Source organism: Saccharothrix sp. S26, from assembly GCF_021390395.1.
Lineage (GTDB): Bacteria > Actinomycetota > Actinomycetes > Mycobacteriales > Pseudonocardiaceae > Actinosynnema.
The window spans coordinates 274,870-292,012 of the sequence record NZ_JAJUWT010000007.1 but is presented as its reverse complement, the minus strand read 5'-3'; the positions used below and the strand labels follow the sequence as shown (position 1 = coordinate 292,012).

Genomic DNA, 17,143 nt, shown 5'->3' with positions numbered 1-17,143 from the left:
CAGGGTTCAGTGCTGCTTGACCCACTGTGCCGTACCGGGCAGCCACGTGAACGCCAAACCGACCGCGATCAGCAGCAGCGTCACGAGGTTCACCGCGCTGGCACCCGGCAGCACGATCCACAGCACGTGCAGCACGGCCACGCCGGTGAGCACACCGCGTGCCCACCGCCTGCCCTTGCGCAGCAACCACCCGAACAGGCCGTAGCCGATCGCGAAGGCCACGGCGACGACGGTCAGCTGCGTGAGCAGGCGCGGCACCTCGGCCGGGTCGTCGCCGGAACGCACGGCGGCCTGCTCCAGTCGGGCGCGGCCCAGCCACAGCACGACGTTCTCCAGCAGCAGGAACGCGCCGAGGGCGAACCACACCGCGACCGCGCCGCGCACCACCGGTGGCGGCTGCCCGGTCATCCGGCTCGCTTGGCCGAGTCGAAGTAGGCCTTCGAAGCGGGCAGGTACATCGTGACCACGGCGGCGGCCACGACCAGCACGATGATCAGGCCGACCAGCGAGAAGCCGAACAGGTGGTAGAGGAACACGGCCGCACCGATCACGGTCAGCGTGATCCGGGCCCAGTTGCGGCCCGCGCGCACCTTGAACGCGAAGAACGCCATCAGCGCGGCGAGCACGAGACCGATGATCACGAGGAACACCAGGACCGCGGTGACGGCCGATTCGAGCTGCTCCGCCGTGACGCCGGGCGTCGGGGGCGCCTTGCGGGCCTCTTCGATCGCCAGGTCGCGCTGGGTCAGCACCAGCACGGACGACACGACGAGCAGGACCGCGCCGGCCAGCCAGAGGAAGAACGACAGGCGCACTTCCTTGGGTTCGGGCACGACGGGCCGTCCCTGGCCACCGCCGTAGCCGGCCAGCTCCGACTCGCTCAACGGCGGCGGTGCCGGGGTGTACGGCTGCTGCGGAGGCAGGTGATCAGGGTCCTGTGGGGTCGTCACGGTTCAGAACGCTAGGGCGGTCGAGGTGTGCTGTCCACCGCGACGAGCGGCGGACAGCACATCTGTTACCTCAAGGTCAGCTGTGCTTGAAGTAGTGGTTCGAGTCGGACTTGAACATGAAGACGATCGCGCCGACGATCGCGACCAGCGACGCCAGCACCAGCAGGGCCGAGAGCACGCCCAGGAAGCCGAGCGAGAACAGGATCCCGAAGGCCAGCAGGCTGAGCAGGTTGCCGATGACGGCCAGGACGCCGAGCACGGTCAGCAGGATGCGGGCCCAGTTGGCGCCCTTGCGCATCTGCATCACGACCACGATCCACACCACCACGAGGACGAGGCTGAAGATCGTGGAGCCGTAGCTCGGCTCGGCCGCCGCACCGGACACACCCAGCGCCGCCGCGGTCTCCCGGGCCAGATCGCCCGCGATGACCAGGCCGATCAGGTTGCTGAGGATGCTGATACCGGCCGCGACGAGCCACAGCAGGTAGGCGGTGTCCACGGACTTCGGGCGGGCGGGCTGCCGCAGCTCGCTCTCGTTCAAGGGCGGGGCGGGCGGCGGGTAGCCGGGCTGCTGCGGCTGCCCCTGGTTGTACGGGTCATTCGGATGGGTCATGCCACGGACCGTAGGAGTGATGGGGCGTTCCGTCGACCGGTATTCACAACCCGTTAGCTACGGGCGGTGGCAGGTGCCTGACCGATCGCACTGATCGGAAGTACCGGGAAACTGATGTCTGGTACACCAGCGCCACGGCGGTCGCGTCGATCAGCATGGTGACCACGCCGAACGCCAGGTCGACACCGCTGACCACCAGGCCGAACGCCGCCGCGAACCCGGAGACGGCGGCCACCAGCCGCACCACGCCCAGGAAGATCCCGCCGGCGGCGATGACCGTGAGCACGATCCGGGCCCAGTTCTGCCCGGCGGCCATCCGGTTCGCCAGCACCGTGTAGACCAGGACCATCCCGACGCCGATCAGCAGGCCGAAGACGATCCCGCCGGTCGCGGCGGCGTCCAGCTCGTCCTGGCTCAGGGTCGGCTGCTGGGCGCGCAGCTCGCGGATCAGCATCTCGCGGTCGGCGAGCTCCACCACGAACCGGACCATGCCGAGGGCGGCGCTGAGGATGAACAGCCACCGGGCGATGTCGACCAGCTTCGGCGGCGTGGGTCTCGGCGGCTTGGCGCGGGCCGGGGTGGGCGAGGTCATCCGCGGTCCAGCCAGCCGGAGGCCTCGACGGCCCAGTAGGTGAGCACGATGTCCGCGCCGGCCCGGCGGATCGAGGTCAGCGTCTCCAGCACGGTGCGCTCGCGGTCGATCCAGCCGTTGCGGGCGGCGGCCTCGACCATCGCGTACTCGCCGGAGATCTGGTAGGCGGCCACGGGCACGTCGGAGACCTCGGCGACGGCCCTGACCACGTCGAGGTAGGGCAGGGCGGGCTTGACCATGACCATGTCCGCGCCCTCGGCGAGGTCGAGCGTGACCTCGCGGACCGCCTCGCGGGCGTTGGCCGGGTCCTGCTGGTAGGTCTTGCGGTCGCCCTGGAGCTGGGACTCGACGGCGTCGCGGAACGGGCCGTAGAGGGCGGACGCGTACTTGGCGCTGTAGGCCAGCACGCCGGTGTCGGCGTGGCCCGCCTCGTCGAGGGCGTTGCGGATGAACCCGATCTGGCCGTCCATCATTCCGCTCGGGCCGACCACGTGGGCCCCCGCCTCGGCCTGGGCCACGGCCATCTCGCCGTAGACCTCGAGGGTGGCGTCGTTGTCGACCGCGCCGTCGGGGGTCAGCACGCCGCAGTGGCCGTGGTCGGTGAACTCGTCCAGGCAGCAGTCGGACATCAGGACGGTCGAGTCTCCGAGCTCGTGGCGCAGGTCGCGCAGGGCGGCGTTGAGGATGCCGTCGGGGTCGGTCGCACCGGAACCGACCGCGTCCCGCTCGGCGGGCACGCCGAACAGCATGATCCCGCCGACACCCGCCTGGACCGCTTCGACGGCGGCTTTGCGCAGCGACTCGCGGGTGTGCTGGTAGACGCCCGGCATGCTCTGGATCTCGGTCGGCGCGGCGAGGCCTTCCTTGACGAACATGGGCAGGACGAGCTGGCGCGGGCGCACGGTGGTCTCGCTGACCAGGCGGCGCATGGCCGGCGTGGTGCGCAGGCGGCGGGGGCGGTGGGCTGGGAACACTGCGGGTACTCCCCTGTTGCTGCTGCTGCGTTAGGCAAGTCCGGCTCGATTTGACATGGGGCCCTTACGAGCACCCCAGGCAGGCCGTAGCCGGCAGGCCCGGCGGGGAAAAGCGTCCCGCCAGGCCCGGCGGCTCCGACCAGCCTAAGGCACTCGAACCCATGTCAAATCGGGCCTCGGTGGGGCGGTGCGGGTCCGTTGTGGCTCGGTTTCCGAGCCGGCGGAGCCCGCTCGGTCCCTTGTCAGGACCGGCGGAGGCGCTTGGTCTTGCGAGGTGGGGGCAGGGCGCCTTCGGCTCGCAGGCGGGCCGCGTGTTGGGCCAGGGCGTCGACGAGGGCGGGGACGTTGGCGTCCTCCGGTTGGACGTCGACGCGCAGGCCGAACTCGCGGGCCGTTTCGGCGGTCTGCGGGCCGATGCACGCCACCAGGGTGCGGGCGTGCGGCTTGCCCGCGATGCCCACCAGGTTGCGCACCGTGGAGGACGAGGTGAAGCAGACCGCGTCGAAGCCGCCCGACTTGATCATCTCGCGGGTGTCCGCGGGCGGCGGGGCGGCGCGGACGGTGCGGTAGGCGGTGACGTCGTCGATCTCCCAGCCGCGTTCCCGCAGGCCGGCGGCCAGGGTTTCGGTGGCGATGTCCGCGCGCGGGAGCAGGACGCGGTCCACCGGGTCCAGGATGTCGTCGTAGGGCGGGAAGTCCGCGAGGAGGCCCTCGGAGGACTGCTCGCCGGACGGGACCAGCTCGGGGATGATGCCGAAGCTGCGGACCTTGGCGGCGGTCGACTCGCCGACGCAGGCGATCTTCACGCCGGAGAACGCGCGGGCGTCCAGGCCGAACTCGCGGAACTTCTCCCAGACCGCGCGCACGGCGTTGGTCGAGGTGAAGACGACCCACTGGTAGCGGCCGTCGACCAGGCCCTTCACCGAGCGCTCCATCTGGGCGGGGCTGCGCGGCGGCTCGACGGAGATCGTCGGGACCTCGACCGGGATCGCGCCGTGGGCGTGCAGGCGGTCGCTCATCGCACCCGCCTGCTCCTTGGTGCGCGGGACGAGGACGCGCCAGCCGTACAGGGCGCGCGACTCCCACCAGGACAGCTTGGGCCGGTTGGCGACCGCCTGGCCGACCGTGACCACGAGCGGGCCGCCCAGGTCGCCCGCGTCGGCGGCCAGGGAGGCGAGCGTGGTGTCCACGGTGCGCTGGCCGAAGCCGGTGCCGTCGCAGGTCACCGCGACCGGGGTCTGCGGGGCCAGGCCGTTCTCCACCAGGGACGACGCGGCTTCGGCCAGGTGGCCGCCGGTGGCGTGGAGCACGAGCGTGCCGGGGGCCGCGGCCAGGCCGGACCAGTCCGTCACGCCGCGGACGTCGGCCTCGGTGTGGACGGCGCCCAGCGCGACACCCGCGTAGGCGGGCACGGCGGTGCCGGCGGGGACGCCGGGCACCACGTCGAAGGCGATCGTGGTCTTGGAGACGGCCTGCGCCTCCTTGACCACGGAGTCCAGGGTCAGCGGGTCACCGGCGACGAGGCGGACCACGGCGAGGCCGTTCTTCGCCTCGGCGACCAGGTCCTTCGCGACGTCGGCGGGATCGCCCACGGCGGGTCGCACCTCGACGCCGTCGGGTACCAGCGCCACCACCTCGGCCGGGACGTCCGGGTCCGTGACCACGAGCTCCGCCTTGTGGAGCAGGTCGCGGGCCCGGACCGTGAGCAGCCCGGTGTCGCCCGGACCTGAGCCGACGAACGCGACTCGGCCGGGGGTCTTGCGTGCGCGGGTCATCAGGGCACTCCCCATCAACTACGCCCCGCCGGCGACGCGGTGGCGTGGCCGGAGAGGTCGAGCAACTCGGCGGCCAGCGCGCGGCCGAGTTCCTCTGCTGCGGTCAAGTCACCGGTGGCGGACGCACGGAGGAGGTCGCCGTCCTCCGTCGCCATGACCCCGCGCAGGGACAGGCGGAGAACCACGGTCCCGTCTTCGGCGAGGTCTTCCACCACATCGGCCAGTGCGCCGACCGGCGCGCTGCAACCCGCCTCCAGCGCGGCCAACAGGGCGCGCTCGGAAGCGACAGCGGCCCTGCTGGCCGAGTCGTCCAGAGTGGACTGGAGGAGGTGCTCGGTGTCGACGTCGTCGACCCGGCACTCCACTGCGAGGGCGCCCTGAGCGGGCGCGGGGAGCATCTGGATGGGCTCCAAGGTCTCGGTGATCTCGGCCGTGCGGCCGAGGCGGGCGATGCCCGCGCGGGCGAGCACGACGGCGTCCAGCTCGCCGTCGGCGACCTTGCGGATGCGGGAGTCGACGTTGCCGCGCAGGGCGACCACCTCGATGCCCAGGCCGAGGGCGTTGAGCTGGGCGGCCCGGCGGGGTGAGCCGGTGCCCACCTTCGCGCCGGTGGGCAGCTCGCCCAGGGTCAGCCCGTCGCGGGCGACCAGCGCGTCACGCGGGTCCTCGCGGGGCGGGACGGCGGCCAGCGACAGGCGCGGGTCGCGTGCCGTGGGCAGGTCCTTGTACGAGTGCACGGCGACGTCGATCTCGCCGTTCGCGAGCGCGTCGCGCAGCGCCGAGGTGAACACCCCGATGCCGATCTCGGCGATGGGTGCGGACGAGCGGTCACCGGGCGTGGAGATCGTGACGATCTCCACGGTCGCGCCCGCGTCGCGCAGCGCGTCGGCCACGTGGCCGGTCTGCGCGAGCGCGAGGGCGCTGCCGCGGGTGCCGATCCTCAGGGTGCGGTTCACCGCTTCTCACCTTTGGGTTGCGTCGAATGGGGTGTGCTGACGGCGGACGGCGCCTGCGGGTCGAGCCCGAACAGCTCGCGCAGCGCCTCGGCGTACCCCGCGCCGCCCGGGGCGGCGGCCAGCTCCTTCACCCGCACGGTGGGGGTGTGCAGGAGCTTGTCCACCACCCGGCGCACGGTCTTGGCCAGCTCGTCGCGCACCGCGCCGTCCAGCTCGGGCAGCCGCGAGTCCAGCCGCAGCAGCTCGGCGTCGACGACCTCGGCGGCGCGCTTGCGCAGTGCCGTCACGGTGGGCGTGACCCCGGCCGAGCGCTGCCCGGCCAGGTAGGCGCGGACCTCCTCGGCCACGATCTCCGCCGCGCGCAGCGTGCCCTGCCCGGTCGGGGCGTCGGACAGCCTGCGCTGAAGGGTCTCCAGGTCGACCACGCGGACGCCGTCGAGCAGCGTCGCGGCCGGGTCGACGTCCTTGGGCAGGCCGAGGTCGCAGACGACCAGCGGCCGGTCCGGCGCGCGGTCGCCGATGTGCTCCGCGCCGACGACCGTGCCGACCGAGCCGGTGCACGCGAACAGCACGTCCGCCTCGGCGATGGCGTCGGTCAGGGCGTCCAGGCCGGTGGACGTGGCCCGCACGCCGTCCGCGCGCAGGGCCGCGGCCAGGCGTTCGCCGTTGGCGGCGGTGCGGTTGGCGATGACGACCTCGCCGATGCCCGCGCGGCGCAGGTGGGCGGCGGCCAGGCCGCCCATGGAGCCCGCGCCGACGATGAGCGCCTTGCGGTGCTCGAGGCCGCCGAGGGCGCGGGCCGCGTCGGCCAGGGCCTCGGAGACGACGGACGCGCCGGCGTGGTCGATGTCGGTCTCGGTGTGCACGCGCTTGCCCACGCGCAGCGCGTGCTGGGCCAGCTCGTGCAGCGTGCGGCCGACCACGCCCCGCTCGTCGGCGGCGTTGTAGGCGTTGCGCAGCTGGCCCAGGATCTGGGCCTCGCCGACCACCATCGAGTCCAGGCCGCCCGCCACGGAGAACAGGTGCTCGACCGCGGCGGCGGAGTAGTGCACGTAGAGGTGCTCGAACAGGTCGGCGGGCTCGGCGCCGGCCTGGCGGGCGAGCACCTCGACGACCTCGTTCATGCCGCCGTGGAAGGTCTCGACGACCGCGTACACCTCGACCCGGTTGCAGGTCGACAGCAGCACGGCCTCGGACACGCTCGGCGCCTTCAGCAGCTGGTCGAGCACCTTGCCCCGGTCGGTGTCGGCGACCGCGACGCGCTCCAGCACGGGGACGGGGGTGGTCCGGTGGGACAGACCGACGACGAGGACGCTCATGAGCGCACCACCGACCGGCTCGCTACCCGCACGATCACGGGCGAATCACCACCCCGTCCACACCGATGCCGTTGACCACGTCACCGGCGGCCTCGTCAGCCCGTCGCGCGACGTGGAACGACAGGATCTGCATCTCGACCGCCAGGTCGACCTTGCGCACTTCGACGTAGTCCGGCACTTGGAGCACGACGGGTGCGAAGTTCAGGATGCACTGGACTCCGGCGGATACCAAACGGTCGCAGACGGCCTGAGCTGCCTGGGGCGGTGTCGCGATGACCCCGATCGAGACCTCGCGCTCCGCGCAGACGGTCGTGATGTCGTCGATGTGGTCGACCGGGATGCCGCCTACCGGCACTCCCGTGAGGTCGGGGTCGATGTCGAACAGCGCGGCGACCGGGAAGCCGCGACTGGGGAAGCCGCCGTAGTTGGCCAGCGCGTGACCAAGATTACCGATGCCGACGACCGCGACCGAGTGCTTGCGGGTCAGGCCGAGGATGCGCTCGATGTGGCTCACGAGCACCTCGACGTCGTAGCCGACGCCGCGCGTGCCGTACGAGCCGATGTAGGACAGGTCCTTGCGGAGCTTGGCCGAGTTGACCCCGGCCGCGCCCGCGAGCTCCTCGCTGGAGATGGTCGTCACGCCCTGCTCGACCATGCCCGAGAGCACGCGGAGGTAGACCGCGAGCCGCGCCACCGCCGCCTCCGGGATCGCGCGCGCCCGTTCCCGGACGTCGGCGGGCGCTTCGGAGTTGGTGGTCCCCTGTGGGCTGGTCCCGGCCGGGCTGGTCCCTTGTGGGCGGGTCACGACACCGTCACCCTCGCCACGCTGAGCCGCCACGCTGGAACTCCTCGACATCCGTCGCACTGACCCGCCGGGTACCGCCACCAGCGGAGTGATGCACCCACCGTACCGCTTGTGAACGCTTGCACAAAGTTGACGACCGGACCCCGGACCCCGTGGGGTGAATTCGCGGTAGAACCCGTTCGGGTGATCTAGGAGACGGTGAAGAAGACGCTGTGCCAGCCCGTCGCGCCGTCCGGGACGGGCGCCACGCGCGCCTGCGGCTGGGTGACGCCGGCCCGGTCCGCGGCACGTGCCTCGATCGTGTGACCGCCCGGCGGCAGGTCGAGCTCGACGCGCCACATGCGCCACGTCGAGCCGCTCACGTCGTCGCCGAGCGTCGCGGTCCGCCACGGGCCGCCGTCCACCCGGACCTCGACCTTCGAGACGCCGGTGGGCTGGGCCCACGCGATCCCGGTGGCGACCACGCGGCCGGCGACGGTCGAGCCGCGTTCGGGTCGGTCGATCCGGGACATCAGCTTGACCGGGGCGTCCCGCGCCCACCCCCGGTCGAGCCAGTAGCCTCGCCTGGCCTCGAACGTGGTCAGCTCCAGGTCGACCACCCACTTGGTGGCCGAGACGTAGCCGTAGAGGCCCGGCACGACCAGGCGGGCCGGGAAGCCGTGCTCCAGCGGCAGCGGCTCGCCGTTCATGCCCAGCGCGATGAGCGCGCCCCGGTCCTCCTCCAGCACCACGTCGACCGGCGAGCCCGCCGTCCAGCCGTCGGCGCTGGTGGAGAACAGCTGGTCGGCGCCGTCGCGCACGCCCGCTTCGAGCAGGACGTCACGCAGCGGCACGCCCACGAAGTTCGCCGTCGAGATGTAGGGCCCGCCCACCTCGTTGGACACGCACACCATGGTGACCGTGCGTTCGACCAGGTCACGGCGGCGCAGGTCGTCGTAGCGGAGGGTGAGCTCGCGGTCGACCAGGCCGTGCACGCGCAGCACCCAGTCCTCCGCGCGCACGCGCGGCACGCTCAGCGCCGTGTCGATCCGGTAGAAGTCGGCGTTCGGCGTGATGAAGGTCGGGGTGCCCTCGGCGGCGAAGTCCGCGCCCGGCGGCACGGGCGGCGCGGGCGTGGCGGGTTCGAGCGCGCCGACCGCCCGCCGGGACGCCTCGACGTCCACCCGGCCGCCGGCGACCTGGCCCACCAACGCGGCCAGGCCCGTCGCGCCCGAGGCGACCAGGAACGCCCGGCGGCCGTCGGCGGTGCCCGCGGGGTGCGCGGCCCGGCCGTGCAGCCACCGGAAGACGGCCACCCCGGCGGCCAGGGCGGCGACCGGCGCGAGGACGCCCAGTCGGCCCAGGTCCGGGCGGTGCAGCACGGCACCGACGCCGAGCAGGCCCAGGACGACGGCCAGGACCGTGCCGGGCAGCGGCGAGCGCCGGGACAGCAGGCCCGCCGCGACGGCGACGCCCAGCAGCACGACCGCCATGCCGAGCAGCAGCACGAGCTTGTCGTGGGTGCCGAACGCGCGGACGGCGAAGTCCTTCACCGGTTGCGGCGTGAAGTCGATCGCGGTGTTGCCCACCGCGAGGAACGGCGAGGCCGACGGGCCGACCAGCGCGGCGACGAGGTGCCCGGCCGCCAGCGCGGCGGCCACGCCGAGGACTCCGACGAGGGCGGCGGTCAGGCGTGTCATGGGTCAATTCGACACCCTGGCCGGACCGGGCCGCCGAATCCGTAAGCGGCCGGTAATCGTCAGCGCAGGGCCGCGCGCAGGCGGTCCTCCTCGACCGACCAGTACCCGTGCTCCTCGCCGTCGACCAGGATCACCGGCACCCGGTCGCCGTACTCGGCGCGCAGCTCGCGATCGGAGTCGACGTCCTGCACGTCCCACGGCACGCCCAGCTCGCCGCAGATCCGCTCCAGGTCGGCCTTGGCCTGCTCGCAGGCGTGGCAGTCGACCCGGCTCATCAAGGTGACGTGGTGGCTCACGGTGTTCAGGCTAGGGGCAGGCGCAGCCGGGCCCGCGCGAGCTTGCCGGTCGGCGAGTGCGGCAGCGCGTCGGCGAACTCCACCACGGTCGGCACCTTGAACTTCGCCAGCCGTCCCGCGCAGTGGAACAGCACCGCGTCCTCGGTGAGCGCCGCGCCGGCCGCCGGCACGACGACGACCTTCACCGACTCGCCGGTCCGCTCGTCCGGCACGCCCACCGCCGCCGCCTCGGCCACGCCGTCCAGCTCGGCCAGCACCTGCTCGACCTCGTGCGGGTAGACGTTGAAGCCGTTGACGATGATCAGGTCACCCGCCCGGTCCACCAGGTGCAGGTCGCCGTCGGCGTCGAGGTAGCCGACGTCGCCGGTGCGGAACCAGCCCTCGGCGTCCGGGCCGTGCGCGCCGTCGGGCCAGTAGCCGCTGAACAGGTTGTCGCCCCTGGCCGCGACCAGGCCGGTGCCGGGCTCGTCCTCGTCCTGGTCCAGCGGGCGGCCGTCGGTGTCGACCAGCCGCACCTGCACGCCCGGCAGCGCGCGGCCGACCGATCCCGGCTTGGGCGCGCCGCCCGCCAGCGTCGTGGTCAGCACCGGCCCGGTCTCGGTCAGGCCGTAGCCCTCGTAGACGGGCAGGCCGACCGCGTCGCGCATGGCGTCGATCAGGCCGGGCGCCAGCGGCGCGGCGCCCGAGGTGAACAGGCGGACCGTGGCCAGGTCCGCGCGCAGCCGTTCGACGGGCTGGGCCAGGATCGCCGCGTACATCGGCGGCACGCCCACCAGCGTGCTCACCCGGTGCTCGCGGATCGCGGTCAACGCCTGGTCCGGGTCGAACCGCTCCAGCAGCACGGCCGTCGCGCCCGCGCCCGCGACCTGGAGCAGGCCGGGGCCGAGGCCGTAGACGTGGAACAGCGGCAGCGCGAGCAGCACCCGGTCGCCCGCGGTGACCGGTGCGGGCCGCAGCGACGCGCACTGCTCGACGTTGGCCAGCAGCGCCCGGTGCGACAGCATCGCGCCGCGCGGCGAGCCGGACGTGCCGGAGGTGTAGCCGAGCACGGCCAGGTCCTCGCCCGAGCCGATGGCGGCGAACTCCTCGCCGGGTGTCGCGGTCGGCGCGGGCAGCACCTCGACGTCCGCGCCACCGCCGTCGCCGACGAGCAGCTTCGCGCCGCTGTCGGCGACCAGGCGTTGCAGCTCGCGCGTCGGCTGGCCCGGTCCGGCGGGCACCAGCACGCCGCCCGCCCGCAGCACGCCGAACACGGCGACGCAGAACGCGATGCCGGTCGGCAGCCGCACGACCACCCGGTCGCCCGGCTCCACGCCCGCCTGGACCAACCGGTGCGCCTCGCCGTCCACCGCGGCGTCGAGTTCGCCCCAGGTGCAACTGTTCGCAGTCGTGACATCGACCAGGGCCACGTGATTGGGTCCACGGTGCGCGGAGGCGCGAACCAGGTCGGCGATGTTGCTTGCGGAAGCGGTCAACGTGACCTCCTGGTGAACCACAGCGGACCTCAGCGCAGTCTGTCACGCGCGGGCGGAGTCACGCAGTGCCTCCATCCGCGTCGCGGATTCGAGACCGGTTGCCGCTACCTACTACGGAGTAACAACACGTATGCTGCCGGCACGGCGACCCTGTGGAGGTGCCGCGAGCCGATGACCGCACGGGCACGCGAGAACTCCGTCCGAACCATCCGGACGCTCCGCTCGAGGTGGAGCGCGGGAGGGCAGTCCAGCACGATCGACAGCGTGGAGAGCAACGCGGCGGACGAGCCGTGGAACCTGGTCCGCGCCGCTCAGGGCGGCGACACGGACGCGTTCGGCGCGCTGTACGACCGCTACGTCGACGTCGTCTACCGGTACGTGCTCTTCCGGGTCGGCGACCGCACGCTGGCCGAGGACGTCACCAGCGAGACGTTCCTCCGCGCGCTGCGCAGCATCGGGTCGATCAGCTACCAGGGCCGCGACGTCGGCGCCTGGTTCGTCACGATCGCGCGGAACATCGTCTTCGACCACGTGAAGTCCAGCCGCTACCGGCTGGAGGTCACGACGGCCGAGCTGGCCGACAACCGCGAGGTCACGGACGGTCCCGAGCAGGAAGTGCTGACCGACGCGACCAACGCCGAACTGCTCCGCTGTGTCGCCCAACTGGGTGACGACCAGCGCGAATGCATCACCCTCCGCTTCATCCAGGGGTTGTCCGTGGCCGAGACGGCGGCGAGGATGGGCCGCAACGAGGGCGCGATCAAGGCCCTGCAACACCGAGCGGTGCGCCGGTTGGCCCAGCTGCTGCCCCCGTGGCTGCGGTGAGATCACCGTCGCACCACTCGTCACCCGCGTAACCCCGGGACCACCCGGTTCGTTGTCCGGGGCAGGATCGCTCGAAACGGTGCGGGATGGTTGGCCAAGCGGGATGGTAGGCAAAGGGATCACGCCGCTGCGGCGGCACAGGCAGCGCGAGCAGTTCGCCCGCGCGGTCGACGCGCATCCCGGTTCCGCGCCGGCCGAGGGCGACGAGTTCGCCGACGAGCTGGCCGTGGTGGCCCTGCTGCGGGAAGCCGCAGTCACGTCGGGCCCCGACGAGGCCGCCAGGGCACGCATGCGGGCCCGCGTCCTGGGCGCGGCCGAGCCACCGCCCACCAAGGTCGACCAGGTCGTGCGGGAGCGCCGCGCGGGGGCGCGCGGCCGATTAGCGGTAGCCCTCGCCGCGGCGCTGTGCCTGGTGTTCTCGCTGGCCGGCATGAGCCTGCTGCTCAGCCGGGACGCGTTGCCGGGCGACGCGCTGTACGGCGTCAAGCGCACCGCCGAGTCGGCCTCGCTCGGCCTCACCTTCGACGAGGAGTCGAAGGGCTACAAGCGCCTGGAGTTCGCCGCCGCGCGCGTCGCCGAGATCGAGACGCTGGTCGACCGGTACCGCGAGTCCGGCGGCGGACCGCTGGGCGGCTACCTGACCGCGCTGACCGACTTCGACGCCGACGCCGCGGCCGGTTCCCGCGTGCTGACCGCGCTCGGCTCGAACTCCGACCGGCGCGCCCTCGAAGGGCTGCGCGACTGGGCCGCGGCGCAGGCCACCCGGTTGACCGAGCTGCGCCCGTCGCTGCCCGCCGAGGCCGCCGACCGCGCCGGCACGTCGCTGGACCTGCTGACCCGCATCGCCGACCGCGCGTCCGCGCTGCACGCCCGCGCCGACTGCGTGTCCGTGACGTCGGGGCAGCTCGACCAGGTGGGGCCGGTGCCCGCGCAGGACGAGTGCGCGGCACGTCCCGTCGAACCGGGCTCGTCGCCGAGCACCCTGCCGCCCGTTCCAGGGACGACCACCGCCGACCCGCCCACCACGACCGGCGAGGCGCCGGGCGGCACGCGCGCGCCGAGCGGCGAGCCGGGCCCGGCGACGACGCCGTCGAACCCGGTCATCCCGCCCACGACGACTCCCGCCGGCCCGCTGCTGCCGCTGCCCACGCTGACCCTCCCGTCGCTGCCGCTGCCCAGCCTCGGCGGCTGATCGCTACCCTGTCCCCATCGGACCGCGGGAGGCGCTGACGTGGTGAAAAGGCGTGTGGTGGAGGGCTCGGCGGAACGGGAGCGGCGTGCCGCGCTGGCCGGCGAGGCCTCGGCCGAGGCCGCGCTCACGATCGCACCGTCCGGGAGCGCACCCACCGACCTCACCGCCGCCGCGTTCTTCGACGTCGACAACACCATGATGATGGGCGCGTCGATCTTCCACTTCGCCCGCGGGCTGGCGGCGCGCAAGTACTTCAAGAACTCCGACCTGGCCGGTTTCGCGTGGCAGCAGATCAAGTTCCGCGTCGGCGGCCGCGAAGATCCCCAGAGCGTGGCCGCGTCCCGCGAGCAGGCGCTGTCCTTCGTCGCCGGCCGGTCGGTCGCGGAACTGGTCTCGCTCGGCGAGGAGATCTACGACGAGCTGATGGCCGACCGGATCTGGGCGGGCACCCAGGCGTTGGCGCAGATGCACCTGGACGCGGGCCAACGAGTGTGGCTGGTGACCGCGACCCCCGTGGAGCTGGCTCAGATCATCGCGCGGCGCCTGGGCCTGACCGGCGCGCTGGGCACGGTGTCGGAGAGCCGGGACGGCATCTACACCGGTCGGTTGGTCGGCGACCTGCTGCACGGCCGGGCCAAGGCGCACGCGGTCCGTGCGCTGGCCGCGAAGGAAGGCTTGGACCTCCGGCGCTGCACGGCGTACTCGGACTCGGTGAACGACGTGCCGATGCTGTCCGTGGTCGGCACGGCGGTCGCCGTGAACCCTGATTCCGGGTTGCGCGAGACGGCTCGCAAGCGGGGCTGGGAAATCCGCGACTTCCGGACCGGTCGCAAGGCGGCGAAGATCGGGGTGCCTTCGGTGTTGGGGGCGGGGGCGTTGGCCGGTGCCGTGGCCGCGACTCTAGCTTACCGTCGTCGTGACCGGTGAATAACATTTCGAAGCTGTCGAAGATGTAAAAGCTTCAAAAGATCAAAAGCGTCCTCGCCGGACGGGCAGATCAGCAGGATGACCCCAACTACCCCGGAATGCTGCGGTTGCGTCGTGGGTCGGGTTTCGTGTCATCCCTGTATTGGGGAAGGGCATCGCGGCCGCACCGCGCCGGACGAGACTGAACCCCCGGACCCGCCGGCGACCCCCGATCCACTCCACTGGACGTCTCTGCCTCAAAAGTAGGGCTTCGTGTCATCCCGCCGACCTGGCGCAGCCCTACCGCACGTGTCAAGGGGGGCGCGGGTTCAGCTTTGCCTGCGGCCTTCACTGTGGGCCGCGCCCCCCTTGATACGTGTGGTAGCCCTTGTGGAGGTCGGTGGGATGACACGAAACCCGGACCCACGACGAAACAGGGACTTCCCGCCGTTGTTGGAGTCATCCTGCTGATCTGCCCGTCCGGCGAGGACGCTTTTAATCTTTTGATCTTCCAACCGCCGGGTCAGACCTAGTAGCGCCTCATCCGAGAAAAACGTTCCGCCGCTGCGTGAGCAACCGGTACAGGGTCTGTTGGATGGTCTCCCGCACCTGATCTGTCAGGTTGAACACCAGCATCGGGTCATCCGCCGCGTGCTCGCCGTAGACATCGGTCCGGATCGGCTCACCGAACTCGATGTACCACTTCGACGGCAACGGGATCGCGCCGAGCGGGCCCAGGAACGGGAAGAACGGGGTCACCGGGAAGTAGGGGAAGCCGAACAGCCTCGCCAGCGCCTTGATGTCGCCGATCTTCGGGTAGATCTCCTCGGCACCCACGATCGAGCACGGGATGATCGGCACGCCGGTGTTCAACGCCGCCGAGACGAAACCGCCGCGTCCGAACCGCTGCAACTTGTACCGGTCCTTGAACGGTTTGCCGATGCCCTTGAAGCCCTCCGGCCACACGCCGACCAGCTCGCCGGACCTGAGCAGCCGTTCGGCGTCCGGGTTGCAGGCCAGCGTCTGGCCCGACTTGCGCGCCAACGCGCCCAGCACGGGCGTGCGGAACACCAGGTCCGCGCCCAGCATCCGCAGGTGGCGGCGCTTCGGGTGGTCGGCGCGCACCGCGAACGCGGTCATCGTCGCGTCCAACGGCAGGGTGCCCGAATGGTTGGCGACGATCAGCGCGCCGCCCTCGCCCGGCACGTTGTGCATCCCGATGGTCTCCACCCGGAACCACTTCTCGTACAGCGGCCGCAGCGGAGGCATCAGGACGTTGTCGGTCAGGTCCGGGTCGAAGCCGAACTCGTCCACCTCGTAGTCGCCCTGGATGCGCCTGCGCGCGAACGCCAGCAGGTCGGCCAGCCGGCGCTCCCAGCCCGTCCCCTCCTGCTCGAGACCCTGCTCGACCTCGACCTCGGCCTCAAGCTCCCGCACCGGCTCGGGATCGGGCGCGGACGGCGGTTCGGGCACGGGAACCGGTCCGGGCGCCTGGCCCGCCGCGCCCGCCGCGCGCCGTCGTCGCGGACCCTCCCGGTCCGCACCGTGCAGCGGGATCACCCGTGCCTCTGCCACGCGTCCACCTCCTCGCCCGTCAGCGGAACCTGGCGGCCAGGTCGAGCACGCCCCGCTCGACCGACGCCACCAGCCCCGGGTCGATGACCGGGCGCAGCGCGCGCCCGCTCACGTAGTCGTCGAACGCCTGCTGAGTGGTCCACCTCGGCGTGAACCCAAACTCGCGCTTGAGCAGCGTCGTGTCCACCACCCGGCCCCAGTTCAGGAACCTCATCTGGTCCGGGGAGAAGTCCACGAGCCTGGCACCGCGGAAGAGCCGGCCCATCGCGGGCACGGCCGCGCTCGGCACGGGCAGGCTGACCCGGCCCGCCCGGCGGATGGCCTGCGACAGCATCAGCACGCCGTCACCGCCCACGTTGTACACGCCGGGCAGGTCGTGCAGCGTCGCCCGTTCCAGCACCGCCAGCGCGTCCTCGGAGTGCAGCAACTGCACCCTGGCGTCGTACCCCATCACCGTCGGCACGACCGGCAGGGCGAAGTACCTGGTGAGCACCGTGTCGATGCGCGGGCCGATGAAGTTGGTGAACCGCAGCGCGGTGACGTCGACGTCGGGCCTGCGGCGCGCGAACCCGCGCACGTAGCCCTCGACCTCGACCGCGTCCTTGGCGTACCCGCTGGACGGCAGGTCCTTCGGACCCATCTCCTCGGTGAACACCGCCGGGTCGCGCGAGCTGGAACCGTACACGGCGCTGGTCGACTTCACCACGAGCTTGCGCACGTGCGGCGACTTCTGGCACGCGGCCAGCAGCTGCATCGTGCCGATGACGTTCATCTCCTTCATCACGGTCCGCCCGGCCGGACCGGCCGGGTTCGCCGTCACCGACGCGTGCACGACCGTGTCGACGTGCGCGGTGGCGATGACCTTCGCGATGAGGGGGTTGCGGATGTCGGCCCGCACGAACTCGGCGCGGCCCATGCGGCGCGCCAGGTCGCGTGACGGTGGTTCGGTGTCCACGCCGAGCACGCGTTCGATGTCCGGGTTCGCCGCGAACCGCGCGGCGAGGTGACCGCCGAGGTAGCGGCTGCAACCGGTGACGAGGACGACCTTGGGCGCCATGCGACTCCCTGTGCGGGTGGTGCGACTCGACGATGCTAACCGGGATCCCGCAGCGGGATCGGCCGCGGAACGCGGTCTTGACGCAGGTCACCGAGGCTTTACCGGTGAATCACCCGGATGGCGGGATGACGGCGCACCGCCGGAGGAGGTCACC

At 72.3% G+C, this 17,143-nt stretch carries 17 protein-coding genes; 3 read left to right on the top strand and 14 right to left on the bottom strand.

Going from position 1 to position 17,143, the window contains the following annotated elements:
* Window positions 1–6 precede the first annotated feature (6 nt).
* From LZG04_RS13835 to LZG04_RS13780, 12 genes are all read right to left on the bottom strand, one after another.
* Complete coding sequence (locus LZG04_RS13835) at window positions 7–408, bottom strand: hypothetical protein (protein WP_233816808.1); 402 nt, start codon at window positions 406–408, stop codon at window positions 7–9.
* On the bottom strand, window positions 405–950 hold the full coding sequence (locus LZG04_RS13830) for a hypothetical protein (RefSeq protein ID WP_233816806.1): 546 nt from the start codon (window positions 948–950) through the stop codon (window positions 405–407). The genes LZG04_RS13835 and LZG04_RS13830 overlap by 4 nt, the downstream gene beginning before the upstream one ends.
* 76 nt (window positions 951–1,026) lie before the next feature.
* On the bottom strand, window positions 1,027–1,563 hold the full coding sequence (locus tag LZG04_RS13825) for a hypothetical protein (protein ID WP_233816804.1): 537 nt from the start codon (window positions 1,561–1,563) through the stop codon (window positions 1,027–1,029).
* 43 nt (window positions 1,564–1,606) lie between these two features.
* Complete coding sequence (locus tag LZG04_RS13820) at window positions 1,607–2,155, bottom strand: hypothetical protein (RefSeq protein ID WP_233816802.1); 549 nt, start codon at window positions 2,153–2,155, stop codon at window positions 1,607–1,609.
* Window positions 2,152–3,129 (bottom strand): porphobilinogen synthase, encoded by a 978-nt coding sequence (gene hemB, locus LZG04_RS13815; RefSeq protein ID WP_233816800.1) that lies wholly within the window; start codon window positions 3,127–3,129, stop codon window positions 2,152–2,154. The genes LZG04_RS13820 and hemB overlap by 4 nt, the downstream gene beginning before the upstream one ends.
* Before the next feature lie 242 nt (window positions 3,130–3,371).
* Complete coding sequence (locus LZG04_RS13810; RefSeq protein ID WP_233816797.1) at window positions 3,372–4,904, bottom strand: bifunctional uroporphyrinogen-III C-methyltransferase/uroporphyrinogen-III synthase; 1,533 nt, start codon at window positions 4,902–4,904, stop codon at window positions 3,372–3,374.
* 14 nt (window positions 4,905–4,918) lie between these two features.
* Window positions 4,919–5,860 carry a hydroxymethylbilane synthase gene (gene hemC / locus LZG04_RS13805; protein ID WP_233816795.1) on the bottom strand — a complete coding sequence of 314 codons (942 nt, stop codon included), beginning with the start codon at window positions 5,858–5,860 and terminating at the stop codon, window positions 4,919–4,921.
* A complete protein-coding gene (locus LZG04_RS13800) occupies window positions 5,857–7,179 on the bottom strand; it encodes a glutamyl-tRNA reductase (RefSeq protein WP_233816793.1) in 1,323 nt (440 codons plus the stop codon). The genes hemC and LZG04_RS13800 overlap by 4 nt, the downstream gene beginning before the upstream one ends.
* A 34-nt stretch (window positions 7,180–7,213) precedes the next feature.
* A complete protein-coding gene (locus LZG04_RS13795; RefSeq protein WP_233816791.1) occupies window positions 7,214–8,017 on the bottom strand; it encodes a redox-sensing transcriptional repressor Rex in 804 nt (267 codons plus the stop codon).
* 155 nt (window positions 8,018–8,172) lie between these two features.
* Window positions 8,173–9,663: a molybdopterin-dependent oxidoreductase gene (locus LZG04_RS13790; protein ID WP_233816789.1), complete on the bottom strand. Its 1,491-nt coding sequence runs from the start codon at window positions 9,661–9,663 to the stop codon at window positions 8,173–8,175.
* A 59-nt stretch (window positions 9,664–9,722) separates the two neighbouring features.
* Window positions 9,723–9,959 carry a glutaredoxin family protein gene (locus tag LZG04_RS13785; RefSeq protein WP_211363549.1) on the bottom strand — a complete coding sequence of 79 codons (237 nt, stop codon included), beginning with the start codon at window positions 9,957–9,959 and terminating at the stop codon, window positions 9,723–9,725.
* Between the two features lie 5 nt (window positions 9,960–9,964).
* Window positions 9,965–11,434 (bottom strand): AMP-binding protein, encoded by a 1,470-nt coding sequence (locus LZG04_RS13780; protein ID WP_233816787.1) that lies wholly within the window; start codon window positions 11,432–11,434, stop codon window positions 9,965–9,967.
* A gap of 171 nt (window positions 11,435–11,605) precedes the next feature.
* On the opposite strand from LZG04_RS13780, the gene LZG04_RS13775 reads away from it, so the two are divergent.
* From LZG04_RS13775 to LZG04_RS13765, 3 genes are all read left to right on the top strand, one after another.
* On the top strand, window positions 11,606–12,259 hold the full coding sequence (locus LZG04_RS13775; protein ID WP_233816785.1) for a sigma-70 family RNA polymerase sigma factor: 654 nt from the start codon (window positions 11,606–11,608) through the stop codon (window positions 12,257–12,259).
* Between the two features lie 103 nt (window positions 12,260–12,362).
* The gene (locus LZG04_RS13770) at window positions 12,363–13,451 is read left to right on the top strand and encodes a DUF5667 domain-containing protein (RefSeq protein ID WP_233816783.1); all 1,089 of its coding nucleotides are present in this window, start codon (window positions 12,363–12,365) and stop codon (window positions 13,449–13,451) included.
* 39 nt (window positions 13,452–13,490) lie between these two features.
* Window positions 13,491–14,378 (top strand): HAD family phosphatase, encoded by an 888-nt coding sequence (locus LZG04_RS13765; RefSeq protein ID WP_233816781.1) that lies wholly within the window; start codon window positions 13,491–13,493, stop codon window positions 14,376–14,378.
* Between the two features lie 519 nt (window positions 14,379–14,897).
* Here LZG04_RS13765 and LZG04_RS13760 read toward each other — a convergent pair.
* Window positions 14,898–15,932, bottom strand: a complete 1,035-nt coding sequence (locus LZG04_RS13760) for a lysophospholipid acyltransferase family protein (protein WP_233816779.1) — start codon at window positions 15,930–15,932, stop codon at window positions 14,898–14,900.
* A 19-nt stretch (window positions 15,933–15,951) separates the two neighbouring features.
* Window positions 15,952–16,989 (bottom strand): NAD-dependent epimerase/dehydratase family protein, encoded by a 1,038-nt coding sequence (locus LZG04_RS13755; protein ID WP_233816777.1) that lies wholly within the window; start codon window positions 16,987–16,989, stop codon window positions 15,952–15,954.
* Window positions 16,990–17,143 lie beyond the last annotated feature (154 nt).